Origin of the sequence: Haemophilus pittmaniae, assembly GCF_900186995.1 — a bacterium.
GTDB classification, from domain to species: Bacteria; Pseudomonadota; Gammaproteobacteria; order Enterobacterales; family Pasteurellaceae; genus Haemophilus_D; species Haemophilus_D pittmaniae.
In genome coordinates, this window is sequence record NZ_LT906463.1 from 1,652,367 (window position 1) to 1,672,520 (window position 20,154).

Genomic DNA, 20,154 nt, shown 5'->3' on the forward strand with positions numbered 1-20,154 from the left:
TTATATAACAAATATCAGAATTATGGTGCAGCGAGGCGAGGATAAAAACGCCCTATCAATTTTCATAGTTTTCTATAAAAATCATTGTAACTCATTGATTTTATTAGAAGTGTTTAAAAAACAAAGTTTGCAGGTAAAAGGACAAATAAAAAGGAGCGAAATGTTCGCTCCTCGTGAGAGTATTACTTTTTAGACGGCTTAATCGCCAATAAATTACAGCTTAATTTGTTAATCACATGTTCTGCGGTATTGCCCAATAGTGCGGCGGATAAACCCGTCCGACCAACGGTACCAAGAATAACCAATTCGGCTTCGATTTCTTTAGCCACCTGTGGAATAACATCCTCAGGGAAGCCTTCACGCACATGCGTATGATCTTCATCAATACAAAATTGCTGACGTAGCGCTTTCATATTAATTAAATGCTGACCACGGATACCATTCTCATAACCAGATGTATTAAATTCCGGTAAATCGATGGCCATATTGATTGGCGCGACAGGGTAGGCTGAAACCAAATGCACGTTACCACGATTGAGATTTTCTGCCAGGCTCATACCAGTTTCAACTAATTCCAAATTGAATTCATTTTGATATTCCTGCTCTCCGGAAACATTGACTGCAATTAAGATTCGACGTTGATGTTTCCAATCGCCATCACGCACCATAAGTACAGGCACCGGACATTTACGCAGTAATTGCCAATCCACCGGAGTGAAAATTAGAGAAGTAAAACTTTCTTCGTCTTTTGTATATTTTACAACTAAATCGTATTGGTTATTTTCGACTTCTTCACGAATTGCATCAGCTTCATTACTATTCCAAACAATATGGGAGTCAAATTCAATATCCGGCTCGGCATATTTATCCAAATAAAACTGAACTGCCTGGCGTTGTTGCTCAATAGCCGTGTTATGCATTTCTTGACGCTCTTCAGAAGAAAGTAACGCAGACATTTCATAGGATAAATCATAAACAGTTAATAATACTGTGATTTTGATCTTATCATCATGCTTCTGTTCACGGGCCAAACGTACTGCACGAGCCAATGCATATTGTTTTTCATTATCAGGATTCAGTACGACTAGGATATTATTAAATTTCATATAACCTCCATAAAATTTGAGTGCGCATAGGATAGTGAAGATAGTGTTCAAGCACAAGTGACGCACCAATAAAAAGCTGATCTAAGGCAAACTGGTTATAAAAAAAGCGTGAAAATCACGCTTTTTCCGATAAATTTAGTTTAACTTTATTTATACCTGTAAGTTCAATGAGTTGATTCATATCATTGATTGTAATGTATTTTCCTTGCACGGAAAGTACACCAATTTTTTGAAAACGTCCCAATAAACGGCTGATAGTTTCAACGGTTAAGCCTAAATAGTTACCGATATCGCTACGAGTCATGGTTAAACGAAATTCGCGGGCAGAAAAACCGCGAGCTGAATAGCGTCTGGAGAGATTGTGAACAAAGGCGGCAAGGCGTTCTTCGGCATTCATTTTGGAAAGAAGAAGAATCATTTCTTGATCACTGCGGATTTCATTACTCATTAAACGCATAATTTGTTGCCGCAATTTAGGCATTTTTCCAGATAAATCATCTAAAATATCGAAAGGAATTTCACAAACCATTGCGGTTTCTAATGCTTGGGCAAAACTCGGATGTTGCATATTATTAATCGCATCAAATCCCACGAGATCACCCGGTAGATGAAATGAAGTAATTTGCTCTTCACCCGATTCACTAATGGTATAACTTTTAATTGTTCCGGAACGAATAGCGTAAATTGAATTAAGCTGATCACCGGCCTTAAATAACACCTGGGCCTTTTGAATAGGTTTTTTACGTTCGATAATATTATCAAGTTGATCCAGTTCGTGTTCGTTTAATGTGAAAGGTATACAGAGTTGGCTAATACTGCAATCCTGACAGTGAATGGCACAGCCACCTGATTGAATTCGGCGCCCGGCCTTGGTTTCCGCAACTAGAGTTTTCATTTCATCCTCAAAGGTAAAAAATAATTGTATAATATTGATCTAACGCAAGAATTCTACCACTAATTCATTGGCTAATGAAGATACTTAAGAGAGAAGTCAGATGGCTGCAGAAAAATTAACCAAAAAACGTTTAATCCAAATTTTAATCATGCTTTGCATCTTGGTTTGTGCTTTTGTTTGGCGCTATTTTCTTAGTTAAAAAAGCTAAGTTGATGAAAATTAAAGCAAACGATTCATTCATCAAAAATAATTACTTGTCAGCTCAAAATATCTCCGTATAATGGCGCCCATTGATTGCCTGGGTGGCGAAATTGGTAGACGCAGCGGATTCAAAATCCGCCGGTGAATAACCGTGTCGGTTCGAGTCCGACCCTAGGCACCAATCAACAGATTCAGAACTAAGCCGCTTTAATAGCGGTTTTTTTATTGCTCTAAAATACAGATACAGAGTCATAAACTACTAATACAATTTATAAATTGATATTTCCAAAATGAAAAAAATATTTGTTTTTCTTATTTTATGCGGCTTAATTCCAGTAGTAGGGATGACTGAAAGTGCTTGTGATGACGGTAAACGGACTTGCAAAGATATGGACAATTGTGCCGATGCGCGTTTTCATTTAGAGCAGTGTGGTATGGATAAACTTGATCGAGATAAGGATGGCATTCCTTGCGAAAGTATTTGTGGTAGTGGAAAAAAAAAGATAACTTTTAAACTCCATCAATAAAATCAATGAGTTTTGTAATGTTTTTTTGAAAAACCTTACCAAACAAGGGGATATTTATAGACAAATTAACAATAAAAAAGCCTGCTTTATGCAGGCTTTTCTATTTTTAAAATTATGCGTTAGCTAAATTACCTAAATCTTTGTCGACAAGGAATAAACCTTTACCGTCTTCACCAAGAAGATTTAATTTATCTAAAATACTACTGAATAATTTCTCTTCCTCATGCTGTTCTGCAACATACCATTGTAAGAAATTAAAGGCAGAGTAGTCTTTCTCTTCAAAAGTTTTGCCCACCAATTCATTGATTTTGCTTGTAATCAATTTTTCATGTTTATAAGTAATTTCTACGATTTCTTTTAATGATTTGTAATCATGAGGAGGAGCATCGATAGCAGAAATAACCGCTAAAGCTCCGGTTTCATTTAAATAAGTAAATAATTTACGCATGTGTTGCATTTCTTCTGCTGCATGAGCAGATAAGAATTTAGCAGCACCTTCAAAACCATTTTGTTCGCACCATGCACTCATTTGCAAGTAAAGGTTTGAAGAATAGAACTCAAGGTTCATTTGATCATTTAATAGTTTGATTACGTTGTTTGATAACATTTTATTGCTCCTAAAATTATTCTACGTCCAATGTGGCAAGGTCACGATCGATAAAGTATAGGGAAGTACCACTTTCACCTAAAATAGTAAATTTATCGATGATGCTATTGAAGAGTTTTTCTTCTTCATGTTGTTCAGCAACATACCATTGTAGGAAGTTAAAAGTAGAATAGTCTTTCTCAGCAAAAGTGGCTTCAACTAATTCATTGATTTTAGATGTTACCAACTTTTCGTGGGCCATTGTTGTTTCAAATACTTCTTTAAGAGATTTGTAATCATGTTTTGGTGCATCAATTTTACCTAAAAGTGGCATACCGCTAGTTTCACTAACATAAGTAAATAATTTCTGCATATGTTGCATTTCTTCATCTGCATGACGCAATAAGAATGCAGCAGCACCTTCATAACCGTGTTTGGAACACCAAGAACTCATTTGTAAATATACATTAGAAGAGTAGAACTCAAGATTGATCTGCTCATTTAATTTGTCGGTAATTGCTTGACTCAGCATAACTAACTCCTTTCCTAGATAGTAGATAAAAGTAAATTGTACAAGATAACTAAACTTGTGGCACCTATTCTAATCCCATAAATGAGAATTTTCAACATTTTTTATATAAAAAATATTATAAAATATTAATAATAAAGAAAATTCCAATAGCAACAATTCTCATTTGATAAGGAGCTATACCTAAAATGAGTAACCCATAGGGAATCGAGAATAAAATCGATACTTAAAAACTAAGGTATCAAATCCAGCAAATAAATACATATACCAATCATAAAGTCGACGCTCCGATTAGTCTTGATAAAACATTAATCTCAAAATCTCTGCACATATATCATCAATTAATAAAAACTCATTTTAGAGAATAGACATATCATTTAATGAACATTTGAAGGGTAATCCGGTCACAAACAATTTGTTACGCATTTATATTTGCAATTTAACATAATATACATTATATGAATTTAATTACAGGGTTAGTAAGGACTACGTATTAATAAAATCACAGAGTTATGCACAGGTCACAAATACTACTTAAGCAAGATAAAAGCTAATACCAACAAGCCTTGTAACAAGATAAAATTAGTATTTATGCACTATAAATATGAAATGTAAGGAAAATATAAAGATGCTTATTTATTGATAATGACAACGCTACGTGAATTCTGCGTTATTTTATGAGGTGAATATCATCAGATTTGAAAAAGAAAAACGTAAATCTCAGGAATTAAGATTTACGTTTTTGATGATTGGCATTTGTGTGACTATGTCACGATATGTATAAGATTAAGATAACAGTTTTGCACCGTATTCATAAACCTGTTGCAATAAATTCAGTTTAGTTGGATTATCCGAATGTTCCTCAGCTAACCGTTGTAAACTTTCTTCAAAATTAATCGCACTTTGCTCTAATTTACGTTGACGATATTTTTGCCATTTGATTTGCTCAGCACGATTTAAGGTTTTGTAGAAATGTCTTGCACGATAATGGAACAACAATTCAGGAATCCGTTTATCTTCAAATGCTAAACCATGTTCAGCTAATTTCTCGGCCGGTAAATCCCGTAAAATAGCCATATTGTTTTTATCCGCATTGCTAAAGAAACCGTTATAAAGCTCAGTTTCTACATTATCACTCGATCCAAATTCGCGCTCCTCTGCGAAAATTTCAATGACTTTCTCGCGAACATCTAAGGATTGACGCAATTTTGCTAAATTATCTAAGCAATATTGCCGGTCAATGCCTAAACGAGCTGCATTTTCCGGCAGTAAAGTTTTTGCAGGAGCTAAAATGGGACATTTATTAATATGAACCAACTTTAATGGAACTGATGAAACTCCCCTTTCTTCTAGCTTACTTTTCTTGGTATATAAATCTTGTCGTAAATCAACCGCACTTTTGCAGAGCAAGTTATCAATATCACCTGATAAATCGCAGACAATTACAGCATTCTGATTGGTTGGATGCCATGCTAATGGTGCAACCCAGGCACAGTTACCACGATAATTGCCTAGCATGCCTGAAACATGCACTAATGGCGTCATTTCAGCGGTATCAATCAGTTTCTCAACTTCCCTTTTGCCTCTGTGTTCTAAGAAGAATTGAAATAATTTAGGCTGCTTTTCTTTGATTAATTTAGCCATGGCGATGGTTGCATACACATCCGCCATTGCATCATGGGCATTTTCATGCTCAATGCCATTAGCTTTAGTGAGTTTTTCTAAGCGGAAACTTGGCATTCCATCATCGTCATAGGCCCAATTAATTCCTTCTGGGCGTAACGCATAACAGGCCCGTACTACATCGAGTAAATCCCACCGAGAATTGCCATTTTTCCAGCTATATTCATAGGGATCAATGAAATTACGATAAAAGGTATAACGAGTCATTTCATCGTCATAACGAATATTGTTATAACCCATCACACAAGTATTAGGTTGTGAAAACTCAGCTAAAATTTTTGCGGCAAATTCAGGTTCAGAAATCCCCTTTTCATTACATTCTTGTGGCGTGATTCCTGTAACCATTACGGCTTCTGGAGCGGGTAAATAATCATTGGTTTGCTTACAATACAACATAATAGGCTCACCAATAATATTGAAATCTGCATCGGTACGAATACCAGCAAATTGAGCTGGACGATCACTTGCTGGATTGATACCAAAACTTTCGTAATCGTAGATAAAAAAACTAAAATCTGTTGCCATAATTAAGCCAAAATTTTATCTAAATAATATAAACAGAAAATTGCTGAAAGGCTAATAAGAACACCAAACCAGTTGATTTTGCTGATTTTTTCTTTGAAGAAAAATGCGCCGGTGATGGTGCCTAAACAAATAACACCAATATTCATTCCCGCAAAAACTAAGGTTGGGTTTTGCCCGAAACTTTGGTGCGCTTTAATATAAAAAAGGATGTTAAAGAAATTCAACACACCTAAAATGATTCCACCAATAAAGCTTGGCACAGTCCATTGAGTGCGTTTTAGGAATAAATACAAGAACATGACACAAGCGGCTAATGAGAAAGCAATGAATAATGTGGTTGGGAATGCTCCTCCGCTTTTGGCCACTTGTTTGAATAAGATATCAATGGTGCCATAACCAAACCAAACACCGATTAAGCCTAAAATACCTTTAAAAGTGACCGCACTTTGTTCATTTGATTTATTCAAAATACAGAATAAACCGATGAATGCCAAAATAATGCCAACAATTTTAGGCTGACTTAATGTTTCATGGAAAATAATAAAAGAGGCAACAATCGGTAGAAATAACGATAAGCGTTGTGCAGCATCAGAACGCACGATGCCAGCAAATTCAACCGCTTTAGACATAATGATAAATACGGTTGGTAATAAAATACCTAACGCCAGGAAAATAGGTGTGCTATCACTTTGTGCTAAATATTCGGTAAATTCTAATCCTTTGAAATCAGGTTTGAGTAAGAAATAGCTTAATGAAATGGCGACAATATAGTTAAACGCAATTGCTTGTTCAATAATGATATTTTTCTTGCGCGCAACTTTGAGTAACACCGATACGGCAACACTACATAGAATTGCAAAAATAAGGTTATGCATAATTTTAATCCTTAATTGCTTGTTTAATTAAACTCATTATATATTCAAGATATTGAGTACTATCAGTAGAAATTTCATAATCACCATTTCCCCAATGTCCTGTATCTTCTACATTCTTAGCTAGTTTCTTCGGATCATCTAATTCACTATAAGGAAGATTAATCCATAGTTTTAAAGCCTTTTTCTGAATTCCGATATCCACAATATTTCTATCTTTTTTAAAAGCGATATAGCGTTTTCTAGGTACAACCTCAATATTAGGCTCTAAATTTAAAATTGCCTGTTTGTAGGTTTCATATAATTCTTGTATAAAATCAGGTTTATCATTCAAATGATCATCTTCTTGGTAAACTTTAATTTCTTTTAGTGTAGAAAGTTCTTTTGTTTCTTCAGTTGTGACTGTCTTAATATTGGGCGCTGATTTAGATTTATTGATAAGATTTACAGTTATAATTTCATTATCAAAGCAATTTACTTCCCATAATTCAATTGGTAAATCTTTAAAATTTGTTGCTTGGATTTGGAAATCATTAAATGATGGAGAAACAAAAACCACTTTAGATTGAGACCAATCTATATCACTTCTTTTTAATGGCTTACTTTGATTTTCATTATACTCAATGAGAAAATCAGCTTTATATTCAAGCATTAAATTAAGATAAGAAATCCCCTGATCTACCACACTAGAGTTTTGCTGTCTTTTATATTCAATGATCACAAACGCTTTAGCTTCAGGATCAAATGCTAAGGTATCTATACGTGAGTTTTTAATAGAAAATTCAGATCGAATGAAAATATATCCTGTCAACAGAGATAAGTTATGCTCAAATAAATTTTGTATATTTTTTTCTAACTTAAACTTTCCTTGTTTAAGCTGAGTAAGAATCCCTTTTTGAGATGTAAAAATTTTCATCATTTATTCCTTAAATATTAAAATGCGGTTAAAAGAATTTAAATCTTTAACCGCACTTTCTTTACATAATAGTACAACTACTCTGTTGTGCCAAAGCCACGCAAACCAACCACATGAACGTGTTCTTGGTTGCCGGCGATTTTACGCACCAGTTTATAGGTTGTCCCTTTTTCAGGGCTGATATTCTCTGGCGCTGCGATAAGTAATTGCATATCCAAACGTTCACAAAGTTCGAACAAGGTGGAAATGGATTTACCATCCAAACGCGCTGCCTCATCTAAGAATAGTAAGCGGCACGGTACGATGTCTTTGCCGCGAATACGGCGGCTTTCCTCTTCCCAACTTTGTACAACCATTAATAAGATAGACATACCTGTACCGATCGCTTCACCGGTCGATAATGCGCCACTTTCAGCACGTAACCAACCATCAGCCCCACGGAAAACTTCAACCTCTAGTTCGAGGTAATTACGGTAATCTAATAATTCCTCACCGATAGTTTGTGCTGTGCGTTGACCCATATCAATATGCGGGTTAATGCGTTGATAAAGTTTCGCAATGGCTTCAGAGAAGGTAATACGGTTATCACTGAATAAATCTTGATATTCTTCCTGTTTACCTGACAGCGCATCAAGCAACATCGCATGTGTGTCGCGAATATTGACCACTAAACGTACCGATTTCACCTGACCGAAGGCAATATTTTGTAGACCTTGGTTCAACATGCGGATACGGTTTTGTTCACGTTGAATGGTTTTACGCATAATATTCGCCACACTTTCAGAACTGATCGCCAATTTTTTCTCACGGCCAGTCAATTCTTCTGTTAAGCGATTAAGCTCAATCTCCATTTGCTCAATTGCATCAATCGGATCATCAGTTTTAATAATATCCTGACGAATACGTTCACGAAGATGTTGATATACAGCGATGAAGAAGCGGACTTTATTTTCCGGTTTGCGGCTATCTTCAGAAATACGCAATGCATCGCGTAGATATTCATTATCAGCCACTGCAGTACGTAGTGCACCTAATGCTTTATCCGACATTGAACGTAGTTCATCAGCAGATAAATAGGCTAACTCACGACGATTGAGTCGTTTTTCCACATCGGAATTACGAGATAAACGCAGAACCACGCACCAGCTGACTTTCGCTGCCACAACTAATTCACGTTGCGTTTTATAATCACGTTCCGCTTTGCGAATGCGTTTATTTAAGTTCTCCGCTTCACTTTCAATAAGTGTTAATTGTTTTTCGACATAAGAACGACGTTGACGGCTGGTTGAAAGTTGTTGATACAACTCATCACGGCGATTTCTTGCACGTTCCTCTGCCCCTTCATCAGCACGTACACCCAACTCACCAATCTCGGCAATTAATTCTTTTAACAATTGATTTTTACTGTCGTAAGAACTTTGCAATTGAATAAATACTTGGTTGTATTGTGCGAATTGGCTTTGTTTTTGACGTAACTGTTCACGTTGAGCATCACGTTGTGACTGCAATTGTTCCAAACGTTGACGAAGTTGCTCATTAAGCTCTGATGTTTCCGCCTGCCCCGCATCTTCATAACTGAAGTGATTTTTACGTTGCACCACATCCGCTAAAGCAAATACACGTTGTTGTACTTGTTTTTGACGTTCAACCGCTTGGGTTAAATCAGCTTTTAAGCGTTCATAGTTTTCTGGATCACTTTGTAAAGTATTGGCAATCGGCTCTAATTGTGACAACGCAACGCCATGTTGACGAATAAAGCTTTCATCTTGCTCTGCGATGTCTAATTGTTCGCGGCACTCTTCAATGCGATCAAGTAATTCTTCATCAGAAAGTAAGTTAAGCTGTGGCATTAACTTATTCAACAATTGCATTTTTTCTTTGGCATTATCCAATTTAATGCGAATTTGTTGTTCAGTGCTGGAGAATTGATTAAGTTCACGCTCAATTTCATTGCGTTCTTGATTGATTTCCGCAATCACCTCTTCTGGGTTTGGTTGGAACGCTAGAGCTAAATGTAAGCCAACAAATTGACTAAAGTGTTCGTGTAAACGTTGACATTTTTGTACATCAAAGGCGATTTGTGCGTATTCTTCCGCAATTTCATCACGTTTAGCTTGTAATTCTTCTAAATGTTTTTCACGAGCAGCACGGCCGAATAATGGAATTTGCGGGAATTTTGAATAACGCAATTCACGATCAGACACTTGCACCACAACGCCCATTTCAAGCTCTTGGGCTGAAAGTACGCTATCATCAAAGGCATTTGGATCACCTTCGATTAAATATAAATCGTCCGGACAGTCTTCTAAATTAGCTAATTGTTCGCGTACAGTGTTGAGATCACGTACAACAATAGCATGACGCGCAGGACCATAAAGTGCAGAGAAATAAGGTGCATCTTCAATTGGTACATCATCATACAATTCGGAAAGCAACACACCACCAAAACGTTCTGCAAGCACATTTAAGCGAGCATCTTCAGAACCATCTGGTTGGCTTAAACGAGAAATTTGCTCATCTAATTGTTGACGTTGTTTTTCTAAATTGTCACGTTGAATAGTCAGTTCACGTTCTTTCACCAATTGTGATTGCATAAAATGCATTACATCTTGGCTATGCTCGAAAGTTTCACCACTTTGCTCTTGTAAACGTTCTAAAGCTGCTTGAGCAGTTAACCAAGCCGGTGCTTTACGGGCATTTTCTTCGTAAAGTGCTGTTAGATTTTCACGCTTTTGACGCAAAGTTGAACGGTTTTCCACTTGCTCTGCAAGTTCTTCATTCAAACTTTCAATGAGTTCTTCTTGTTCAGCGTGGTATGCTTCAAGTTCATCAGCGGTTTCTAAAGATAAATCAGCACGTTGATTAAAATCAGCCAATAATTTAACCGCACTTTGTTGTTGAGCATAACGCTGCTCTAACTCATGTAATTTTGCGCGTAATTGTGGGGTTTGTTGTGCCTGAATTTTTTGTGTTGGATATTCACGCAATAATTCTTTAGCACTTTCCCAAGCACTTGAACGTGGCATATCTCCAGCAATTTTGCACACTAACTGATAGGCTTTATCAAATTGTGATTTAGCAGCTTCAGAAATAGACATTTTATGCTCTAACTCAAGCACTTGCTCGGTAAGACTTTCTGCATGGGCAGCAAATTCCGCTTGATAATCCTCCGCATTTTTCACGCTTAAATCCGCTAAACCACATAAGGTTTTCGCTTTTTCAAGTGCGGCAATCGCTTGTTGATATTGCAATGCACGGGTTTGTTGCGCATCTAATGCTTGTTGATAGTCCGCAAGTTGCGCACGTACTTGGTCAATTTCAAGTTCCGTTTGCTCAAATTGTGCTTGGCTTTCTTCAAGCTGTTCGGTTGCGGTTTCCACAACCATTTTTTGTTCTTCTAATTTTTCTGTAAGTTCAGCCACATCTTCTTGATAACGCGATACTTTTTCTTGATGACGTAACGCATTTAATACCAAGTTCAGATGATCCGCCGCACTTTGGTGATCGACTTCTAAAGTACGTTCATTTTCTGCTAACTCAGCTGCTTCACGGCTTAAATCAATTAGTCTATGTTGCGATAACTCTTGCTCAGCTTTTGCTTTATACCAATCACGACGGAAACCTAAAGCCGCTTCGATATTGCCACGACGTTCATTGGCATTACGCATATAATCTGATGCCACATAATTAGTGGTTTCGGTGATTAAATGTTTGAATAAATCACGGTCAGATTGGGTGACTTTAATTGCTTCAAGGGTCATGCGGTTTTCGCGTAACGCACTTTCCATATCTTGGAAGGCTTTGCGCACACCAAGGTTTTCTGGCAATAAGTAATCACGTAAAGAACGGGTAATGGCGCTGGAAATACCACCGTATAAAGAAGCTTCGATTAATTTATAGAATTTACTACGATCTGAGGCGCTACGTAAGCGTTTTGGAATAATACCTAAATCAAACATCATACCGTGATAATCGGTGATGGAATGATATTGCTTGAATTGCGCACCAAGATTTTCAATTTTGTCTTTTAATTCATTTAAATTGAGTACACGCGCTTGACGTTCACCGACTGTTTCGGTGAAAAGTGTAGTCGGATTTAAGGATAATTCTACCCCTTGAATCGAGAACGTTTTTAAATCCACTTTCTTATCACGACCTGCAATTTGTTGCAGACGCACACCCACGAGAATTCGTTGGTGACGGGAATTGATGGTATCTAATACTGCGTAACAAACGCCCGGACGCAATTTACCGTGTAACCCTTTATCACGCGAACCGCCTGTCGAGCCGGCTTCTGTGGTATTACGGAAATGCAATAAGGTTAAGTCTGGAATCAACGCTGTCACAAAACCCGCCATGGTTGTTGATTTACCGGCACCGTTACCACCGGAAAGTGTAGTCACCAATTCATCCAAATCAAAGGTACGGGCAAAGAAACCATTCCAGTTAATTAAGGTGAGTGAACGGAATTTACCGCGTTCTACCCCATTGTGTTGGTTTAATACAGGAGCAATAAACTCTTCTTCAACCTGTTCGGTTGATTGCTCAGGTTCGTCTTGATAGATTTCATTTTCAAGTTCTAATACATCAGACATTATTCTTGTTCTCCTGCATCATCAAATTCTTCATCAATTTCGACCGCACTTTCTTCATCATCAAGGTCATCAGCATTGCTTGCCGCTTTTGCTTGTTTTTCTAATTCGAGAGATTGCGGTGTTGCCGCTTCCCCATCACGAATTAAGCGAGCTTGCGCTTCTAACGGATCATCACCGGAACGCACTTCAGCACCGAAACGGAAAACTGATTCTGAAATCGTAAATTTACCGCTATGCTGTTCACCTACGGTATGAATCATACCTAAACGGCGTAAACGACCAATCGCAGCACGCACTTTTTCAGCTAATTTTTGTTTATCCAAATCCGAGCCACTAGAGCGCTGATTGACGGCTTTCAATAATTTACCTTCGTCCGCTAAATTCAGTAATTCATCATAAACTTCTTGTGTGCTGAAAATACCTTGCTGCGCCAAACGTTCCGGACTTAGATACAAATAACAAAGCACTTTCCCAACCAACATTTCTAATTCAGAAAGCACTGAACGGGCAATTAAAGTTGTCGCTTTCGGACGTAAATAGAAAAAGCCTTCCGGTGCACGAATTAATTCCACGTTGTAACGGCGGTAAAAGCCATCTAACTCATTTTGGAAATCCATCAAAAAAGCATGATTGTCTAATTGATCGGTACTGATATGGCGACCTGAACGTAATAAACTGTCCACTGTCGGGAAAATAGGATTCGCAATGGCATTTGCCAATTTCGGGGAAATTACATCTTGCATATCTGTCATGGTTATTCTCTTTTAAATGTGACGCTAAAACGCCCTATCGATTTTTGTAAATTTGTCTAAAAACTCACCTAACCAATTGATTTTATTAGCATTGGATTAAAAGTGCATTTTAAACGTGACATTTCTAATATTTATCAATCACATGCGCCTGAACTTCTGCGCCGTGCTCGTTAATTTCCTGCCATTGCGGATAAATGCCGACTAAATCATCATTTGCCATGCCTAAACGCACCGCCTGATCCACAATAATTCGGGCTACATCAAAATGACGGGAAAGCGGATAAGCGGCTAACTGTTCTTTTAAGACTAAGCTCAAATCAATTGGGTGATTATTTTCACGGTATTGAATCAGCAAGCCTTGCATATGTTCAACGATTTGATCATGTAAATCGGAAAGCGATTCATATTGTAATTCTTCAGGCAATTCTCCCAAGGCATCATCTTCACGCAAGACCATTTCCTCATCACGCAAATCGACTAAGCGTTCCGCTTGAGCGGTCCACAAGAACCAAGGATGCTCGAAATAACTGTGAATAGAATTACGTAAGCGTTGTGAGAATACACGGTTTTTATCCATATCAATGGCGGTACGAATAAATTTATGCACGTGACGGTCATAACCAATCCATAAATCGATAGCTTGTTGTCCCCAGCTGATAATACGGTCAAGCTTGGATTGTAAATCGGTGATTAATTGTTCAATAAAATACAACTCATCATGGCCAATCACACAATCTTGAATACGTAATAATTGTGCCTGTAACTTATCACCTGCGGCATTTAAGGTATCTTGCAATTCGCGTAAATTACCAGAGGTTTCATCTAATAGACGTTCACAGCTGGAAATTGCTGCCTGCCAATCTTTGGTAAGTAAATTCGCAATTTCTTCTTTAATACTCTGCTGATTTTCATCCATCACGCGTTGTGATAAATCAATACTATCGAAAATCTCTGCCACCGAATATTTTAACGGTGCGAATACATTCCTCCGCCAATAATGCTCGTTCTCTCCTTTTGCCGCACCTTCTTCCGCGGCATCGGATGCGCGCTGAATTTCATCGGCCACAATAGAAAGTTGTACGGAAAGACGCAACGCGGAAAATTCACGCTGACGAATATAATAATCCGATACACCAACCCCCAACGGAGTTAAGCGGTAAATGGAAAGTCCTTCGGTAAATTCACTACTGAAACGATTAAGAAAACGCTGTTTTACCAATTCATTGATAGCATTATTGGCCCTGGTGGCAATTGCATCTGTTGATTGGTCAAAAGCACCGGCGGTATGGCGGAAAATATCCACTAAATCCGCTTCCAGCATTTCACCGTCCAAACGTTCGTTGTTATAGATGGCGATTGCCAGCAAAAACACCAAGCGCTCTGTCGGCAGATTTAACGAAAATTCCCGCTCTTTCGCCCATGAGACGAGTTCAGGAATAGTTTGTGAGGTTTCGATCATTGGCAAGAGGCTAAAATTAAACAAAAAAATTCCGCGGGATTATACAGTATTTTTCTCTAATCCTATAAAGCTTCTTAGAAATTTTCCCTAAATATGACCTAGGAATAAGCAATAATTGACTACTAATTGAACTAACCTCCGATCTCCCTACAATTAGGTAAAAACAATCGTTGTCTTTAGATGTTAGACCTCGTACAATCGAAACGCTTGTGGTTGTCTTACTCTTTTTTTAGTGGTAAGTAAAGCTGTCTTGTTACTTAACAAGGGTATTTCTTTCACTCGTATACATCTTGTTCAATCAATTTATAAAGGTAACTCTAAAGTGAACAAACAATCTCTCAAAAACCTGCAATTAACAGCATTGGCGGCACTAGTTATTGGTATCTCCTCATCCATTTATGCTGCAAATACCATAACTGGAACAGATTCCAATGCTTTCGGTGATAACAATACCGTTTCAGCAGCTCGTTCAACGGCATTAGGTGTGGGTAATACCGTTAGCGGTGAAAATTCTGTTGCTGCTGGTTATGCGAATACCGTTGCAGGTCATCATTCTGTGGGTATCGGCGATGGTTCCACGGCTCAAGGTGGCACCACCGTTGCTATCGGTTGGACAGCAAAAGCGACTGCTGAAAACAGTAACGCTTACGGTGCTCAAGCCCAAGCCACTGCTAAAAATGCCCTAGCAGTCGGTACAAACTCTCAAGCCTCCGCAGACTCTGCCGTTGCAGTAGGTAATGATTCAACCGTAACCGGTGGTTCAGCCGTGAGTATCGGGGCATCAACTACAGCTACCGGTAAATGGTCAACTGCATTAGGGGATTCAGCTAATGCCGCAGGTGAAAAAAGTGCTGCATTATCTAAAGACTCTTATGCCAAGGATGATAATGCCGTTGCCTTAGGTACAGGAACGCTTACTCGTGCGGCAACATCTGAAAATACTGCTACCGTAGGCTCATTAACTTATAGTGGCTTCGCTGGTAATACTCCAACTGCCGTTGTATCCGTTGGTTCTGGAGAAACGGTCACCTACACGCCACCGGATCACACCACTCCGGGACGTACCGTAACTATCAACCCACACCAACGTCAAATCGTCAATGTGGGGGCGGGTAATATTTCCGCAACCTCTACTGATGCCATCAACGGTTCACAGCTTTATGTAGTAGCCGGTGTTGTGGATAATGTAGCGAATTCTGTGAAAAATATTGTTGGCGGTAATACTGTCCTTAATTCGGATGGTTCTATTACCACAACCGATATCGGTGGAACCGGTAAAAATACCATTGATGAAGCAATCCGTTCTATCAATCCGGTACTTAACGTAAAAGATCCGGTAGCACCAACCGATGCGGCGAACAAACGTTATGTGGATAACAAAGTCTATTCATTGGATCGTAAATCTCGTGCAGGAATTGCCGGTGTAGCTGCTATTGCATCTGCGCCAAATGCACGTAAAGACGGTAGCTCAATGATTTCTGGTGGTATTGGTCATCACCGCGGTGAAAGCGCCTTTGCGATTAAAGCATCCCGTAATAGTGATAACGGCCACTGGTCAGGTAACGTTAACGGTGCAGTAGATACCCGCGGTCAATGGACTGTTGGTACAGGTTTCGGTTACGAATGGTAATTTAATCTATACTTTAACCTATACTAGAGTAAGCCGATGTGATTGCGTCGGCTTTTTTGTGTCTTATAAACGGCCCTAGCAAAATAAAAGTTTTCATTAAAACAACTGCTAACCCATTGATTTTATTTAAGTTCGTTTAAAAACAAGAAATTATCAGTATTTTCCAATGAAGAACTAAGAACGGTCTTTTTCCTAATTGAAAAAATTAACGTATAATGCGCCACTTTATGACTCACTCAATTCATTATGTCCGAATTAACTCAACAAGAAAAAAAACAAAACTATAACTTCAATAAATTGCAAAAACGCCTACGTCGCAATGTGGGGAATGCCATTGCTGATTTCGGTATGATTGAAGATGGCGATAAAGTAATGGTTTGCCTTTCCGGTGGTAAAGACAGCTATACGCTGCTGGATATTTTGCTCAATTTACAACAAAGTGCTCCGATTAAATTTGATATCGTGGCAGTCAATCTAGATCAAAAACAACCTGGCTTTCCTGAACATGTTTTGCCGGAATACCTGCAAAGTATTGGTGTCGATTATAAAATTGTCGAAGAAAATACCTACGGCATCGTTAAAGAAAAAATCCCTGAGGGAAAAACCACCTGCTCGCTCTGCTCTCGTCTGCGTCGCGGTATTTTATATCGAACCGCAACGGAGCTTGGCGCGACTAAAATCGCACTTGGTCATCATCGCGATGATATGCTGGCTACCTTATTTCTAAATATGTTCTACGGCGGAAAATTAAAATCTATGCCACCCAAATTGATTTCCGACGATGGTAAACAGATTGTGATTCGCCCATTGGCATATTGTAAGGAGAAAGATATTGAGAAATATGCCGTAGCGAAAGCCTTCCCGATTATCCCTTGTAATCTGTGCGGCTCTCAACCAAATTTACAACGCCAAGTCGTGAAAGATATGCTCAATACCTGGGATCGCCAATATCCTGGACGTTTAGAAACTATGTTCAGCGCAATGCAAAACATCACGTTGTCACATTTGTGTGATCCAAAACTCTTTGATTTCAAAGGTATCAAACATGGACAATCATTGGATGGTATTGAAGGCGATACGGCCTTTGATGAAGAACGCATTGAGCCTATGACATTTGACGATGAAGATGCTGTAGATTATTCCGATAACGAAATGATCAGCTTTAAAGAAGTGAATTAATATGATTGATGTGCAAGGTAAACAAATCGAAACGGACACCGCGGGTTATTTACTCAATATTGCCGACTGGAATGAAGAAGTCGCCAAAGCTATCGCGCAACTGGAAGGCATTGAATTAACCCAAGCGCATTGGGAAGTGATTTATTTTGTGCGCGATTTCTATCAGGAATACAACACATCTCCCGCAATTCGAATGCTAGTAAAAGCAATGTCAGAAAAATTAGGTGAGGACAAAGGTAATAGCCGCTATCTACAACGTCTCTTCCCTGATGGCCCAGCTAAACAGGCAACTAAACTTGCCGGCTTACCGAAACCGGCTAAATGTTTGTAAACAATATAACCGCGCCAATCAGGCGCGGTTATTTTTTTACTAAAATCGTAAGACAACGTTACATTACTCAACTTTTAAAGAAACATTAATAAAATCAACAAGTTACACTTCTTTTTCAAAGAAACTATGATTTTTAATAGGGCGTTTTATTGATAGCAAAAGATTAAAAAGGGCGTTGAACGCCCTTTTTTATTTATTACATTGCTTGTTACGCAGATTCCATGAGTTTTAACTGATTGGTCTGCATTCAGAATGTATCCATTTTTGATGGACTTACTGCGATTTGGAGTAGCTAAGCATAAATCCCTTATTCACACTCATCGGTTTTAGTCATTGGTGTAATGGCTTGGTTAATCATACTCACCACTTGTTTTTGATTGTTCGCAGTAAATACCTTCCCTCCTGTTGCAGTTGCCACGCAGTTGGCGGCTCTCGCACCACCAATATCGACCACATTCACTTTCAAACGCGGTTTTTGTTTAGCTATATGATGCGCCAAGCTACAGATATCGGCTTTACTACAATTGTCCTTACCATCACTTAAAATAAGAATAAAGGCATCACGTTTTACTCCGTCAACCATTGAACTAGCAACTTGTAAGCCGTTATATAATGGTGTGCCACTTTGTTCTTCACCCGGTTTCATTGCCTGAATTTTGGCTTTAAGTACACCGCGTTTAGCCGGTGAATAAAAACCATGATTAATCGCTGCCGGACAGGTTTTTAAAGAAACGAGGCCAATATCCACATTCTTACCGATGCTATTAATAATGCTGGCAGAAGATTTTTTCGCAGTAGATAAACGGTTTGGAAGCCGTTGCATGTACTGAATTTCAGTTTCTGTTACCCCATATCTCTCCCAACGCTCATTAAATGCTTCAATGGATTGCGGGCTTTCTAGTAAGCTATAAAGCATTGATGCAGAATTATCGAAGATCATCACCATTTGCGGTGTTTCACCCGGTTTATATTTTGGTTTACACACTTTTTGTGGTGGTTGTTTCGGTTCTTCTTTCGGCGGTTCTACCGGCTCCTGTGGTTTTTCCACAACAGGTTCTTCCACCTTTGGTTCTTCCTTAACCGGTTCTTGTACAGGCTCCGGTTTAGGCTCCTCTACTTTAGGTTGCTCTTTTGGTGGTTCCGGTTTTAGTTCTTCTTTTTTAGGCTCTTCTTTTTTCGGTTCCTCAACCTTTGGAGGTTCTACTTTTGGCGATACTACAGGTTCACGATTAAACCACCACCAAGCCAATAAACCGAGTAACAATAAAAGAAGCGGTAATAACCAACAACACCAGCGATGTTTAGGCGCAGCAACCGGAACAACCGGTGGCGGTGGAGGCGGAGCCGGTAGTTCGACTTTTTTGCCAATCCCCCAACCTGTAATAACAGGTTCATTATTCACTAAATAAATTTGTCGGGTGTTGTGATTCGCACCTTCGACCAATTGAGTTAACCAAGCACTTTGCTCTGCATTAATCGCCCCTTTTGCAGTTAGACTTTGAGTAAGAGCAGTAATCGCATTTAGGCGCTGTTGGATTAAAGGTGAAATTCTCTGCAATGTTGCTTTGCCAGCTTCATCTTCAGAGACCAAGTATGGTTGTCCTTCCAATTCGCTATACCATTCTACCGTTACCTGATCAGATTTAATTTCAGGTTTGGCAAATAATGTTGCGGTACTCGGCGGAAGATGAGCCCGTACAATTTTTAGCATTTCATCATAATGTTCAAACAATACGGCCGCATTTTGATTAATTTCTTCGAGTTTAAAACGGGCTAAGCGTTGCATAAATTCCTCTCGATTTGAGTTTGTATTATTGGAATAAAAACAGTCGATATTCTTATTCCAATAATAATGGCTGATCTTAACGATCAGCCATTGTGGTTATTTTACGGCAAGAGCTTTTTTATAAGCGGCCAACTTACGTTGTAACGTTTGCAATTCTTTTGCTTTAGCTTCATCAGACGCACCAGAAGTATTTACCTGTTTCATCTGTTGTTCTACGTCTTGGATTTTAGCCAATACGTCGCTATTACCTTGCGCTTTTTGCTTAAGTAAGGTCGCATCATTTTGCAATTCGCTATTTAAATTAGCCAATGCTGCTTTTTTCTGATTAAGCTGTTTGGCTGATTTATTTTTTGCCTCTTGAGCACGCTTATTTTTAGCCTGTAAATCGGCATTTTTCACTTGCTCCTGCGATAATTCATTTTCTTTACGCTGTACACGGGTTTCATAACTACCTGAGTTTACACAGGCCATCTTTCCCCAAATGCTTTGCTCCACATTGGGATCGCATTCTTCCGGTGTAGCAGAACAAGCAGCTAATAACAAACCGGCAGAAAGTACGCTTAATAACTTAATCGCTTTCAC

Annotated in this window: 16 protein-coding genes and 1 tRNA gene; 5 read left to right on the top strand and 12 right to left on the bottom strand. The window is 38.6% G+C overall.

From position 1 onward, the window contains the following. Positions 1-182: 182 nt before the first annotated feature. Together uspE and CKV74_RS08040 are read right to left on the bottom strand one after the other, a co-directional pair. Entirely contained in the window at positions 183-1,106 is a 924-nt protein-coding gene (gene uspE / locus CKV74_RS08035) for a universal stress protein UspE (RefSeq protein ID WP_007243087.1), read from the bottom strand. 115 nt (positions 1,107-1,221) lie between these two features. After that, positions 1,222-2,001: a fumarate/nitrate reduction transcriptional regulator Fnr gene (locus CKV74_RS08040; protein ID WP_095176982.1), complete on the bottom strand. Its 780-nt coding sequence runs from the start codon at positions 1,999-2,001 to the stop codon at positions 1,222-1,224. 296 nt (positions 2,002-2,297) lie between these two features. Here CKV74_RS08040 and CKV74_RS08045 point away from each other — a divergent pair. Further along, positions 2,298-2,383 (top strand) — tRNA-Leu (locus tag CKV74_RS08045). A 163-nt stretch (positions 2,384-2,546) separates the two neighbouring features. Beyond that, positions 2,547-2,729 carry an excalibur calcium-binding domain-containing protein gene (locus tag CKV74_RS08050; RefSeq protein ID WP_231897310.1) on the top strand — a complete coding sequence of 61 codons (183 nt, stop codon included), beginning with the start codon at positions 2,547-2,549 and terminating at the stop codon, positions 2,727-2,729. Positions 2,730-2,841: 112 nt separating this feature from the next. Here the strand turns inward: CKV74_RS08050 and ftnA (CKV74_RS08055) are convergent, their stop codons facing one another. From ftnA (CKV74_RS08055) to mukF, 8 genes are all read right to left on the bottom strand, one after another. Then, positions 2,842-3,336, bottom strand: a complete 495-nt coding sequence (ftnA, locus tag CKV74_RS08055) for a non-heme ferritin (RefSeq protein ID WP_007243098.1) — start codon at positions 3,334-3,336, stop codon at positions 2,842-2,844. A 16-nt stretch (positions 3,337-3,352) separates the two neighbouring features. Continuing rightward, positions 3,353-3,847, bottom strand: a complete 495-nt coding sequence (ftnA, locus tag CKV74_RS08060) for a non-heme ferritin (RefSeq protein WP_007243089.1) — start codon at positions 3,845-3,847, stop codon at positions 3,353-3,355. 783 nt (positions 3,848-4,630) lie between these two features. After that, complete coding sequence (sbcB, locus tag CKV74_RS08065; RefSeq protein WP_095176984.1) at positions 4,631-6,052, bottom strand: exodeoxyribonuclease I; 1,422 nt, start codon at positions 6,050-6,052, stop codon at positions 4,631-4,633. A 2-nt stretch (positions 6,053-6,054) separates the two neighbouring features. Then, positions 6,055-6,927, bottom strand: coding sequence for a DMT family transporter (locus tag CKV74_RS08070; protein ID WP_007243099.1), 873 nt, complete (start codon positions 6,925-6,927; stop codon positions 6,055-6,057). 4 nt (positions 6,928-6,931) lie between these two features. After that, positions 6,932-7,840 (bottom strand): DUF5655 domain-containing protein, encoded by a 909-nt coding sequence (locus CKV74_RS08075; RefSeq protein ID WP_095176985.1) that lies wholly within the window; start codon positions 7,838-7,840, stop codon positions 6,932-6,934. A gap of 77 nt (positions 7,841-7,917) precedes the next feature. After that, complete coding sequence (gene mukB, locus CKV74_RS08080) at positions 7,918-12,435, bottom strand: chromosome partition protein MukB (protein ID WP_007243640.1); 4,518 nt, start codon at positions 12,433-12,435, stop codon at positions 7,918-7,920. Beyond that, positions 12,435-13,187, bottom strand: coding sequence for a chromosome partition protein MukE (gene mukE / locus CKV74_RS08085; RefSeq protein ID WP_007243649.1), 753 nt, complete (start codon positions 13,185-13,187; stop codon positions 12,435-12,437). The genes mukB and mukE overlap by 1 nt, the downstream gene beginning before the upstream one ends. Positions 13,188-13,311: 124 nt before the next feature. Then, entirely contained in the window at positions 13,312-14,646 is a 1,335-nt protein-coding gene (gene mukF / locus CKV74_RS08090; RefSeq protein ID WP_039847949.1) for a chromosome partition protein MukF, read from the bottom strand. 322 nt (positions 14,647-14,968) lie between these two features. Between mukF and CKV74_RS08095 the strand changes: the two genes are divergently transcribed. The 3 genes from CKV74_RS08095 (at position 14,969) to CKV74_RS08105 (ending at position 17,786) form a co-directional block, all read left to right on the top strand. Continuing rightward, positions 14,969-16,276 (top strand): YadA-like family protein, encoded by a 1,308-nt coding sequence (locus tag CKV74_RS08095; RefSeq protein ID WP_007243590.1) that lies wholly within the window; start codon positions 14,969-14,971, stop codon positions 16,274-16,276. Between the two features lie 246 nt (positions 16,277-16,522). Then, positions 16,523-17,455: a tRNA 2-thiocytidine(32) synthetase TtcA gene (ttcA, locus tag CKV74_RS08100; protein WP_095176986.1), complete on the top strand. Its 933-nt coding sequence runs from the start codon at positions 16,523-16,525 to the stop codon at positions 17,453-17,455. 1 nt (position 17,456) lies between these two features. After that, positions 17,457-17,786, top strand: coding sequence for a TusE/DsrC/DsvC family sulfur relay protein (locus tag CKV74_RS08105; RefSeq protein ID WP_007243612.1), 330 nt, complete (start codon positions 17,457-17,459; stop codon positions 17,784-17,786). Positions 17,787-18,093: 307 nt separating this feature from the next. Here CKV74_RS08105 and CKV74_RS08110 read toward each other — a convergent pair whose 3' ends face one another. Together CKV74_RS08110 and CKV74_RS08115 are read right to left on the bottom strand one after the other, a co-directional pair. Continuing rightward, entirely contained in the window at positions 18,094-19,572 is a 1,479-nt protein-coding gene (locus CKV74_RS08110; protein ID WP_007243654.1) for a hypothetical protein, read from the bottom strand. A 96-nt stretch (positions 19,573-19,668) separates the two neighbouring features. Then, complete coding sequence (locus tag CKV74_RS08115; RefSeq protein ID WP_007243645.1) at positions 19,669-20,154, bottom strand: hypothetical protein; 486 nt, start codon at positions 20,152-20,154, stop codon at positions 19,669-19,671.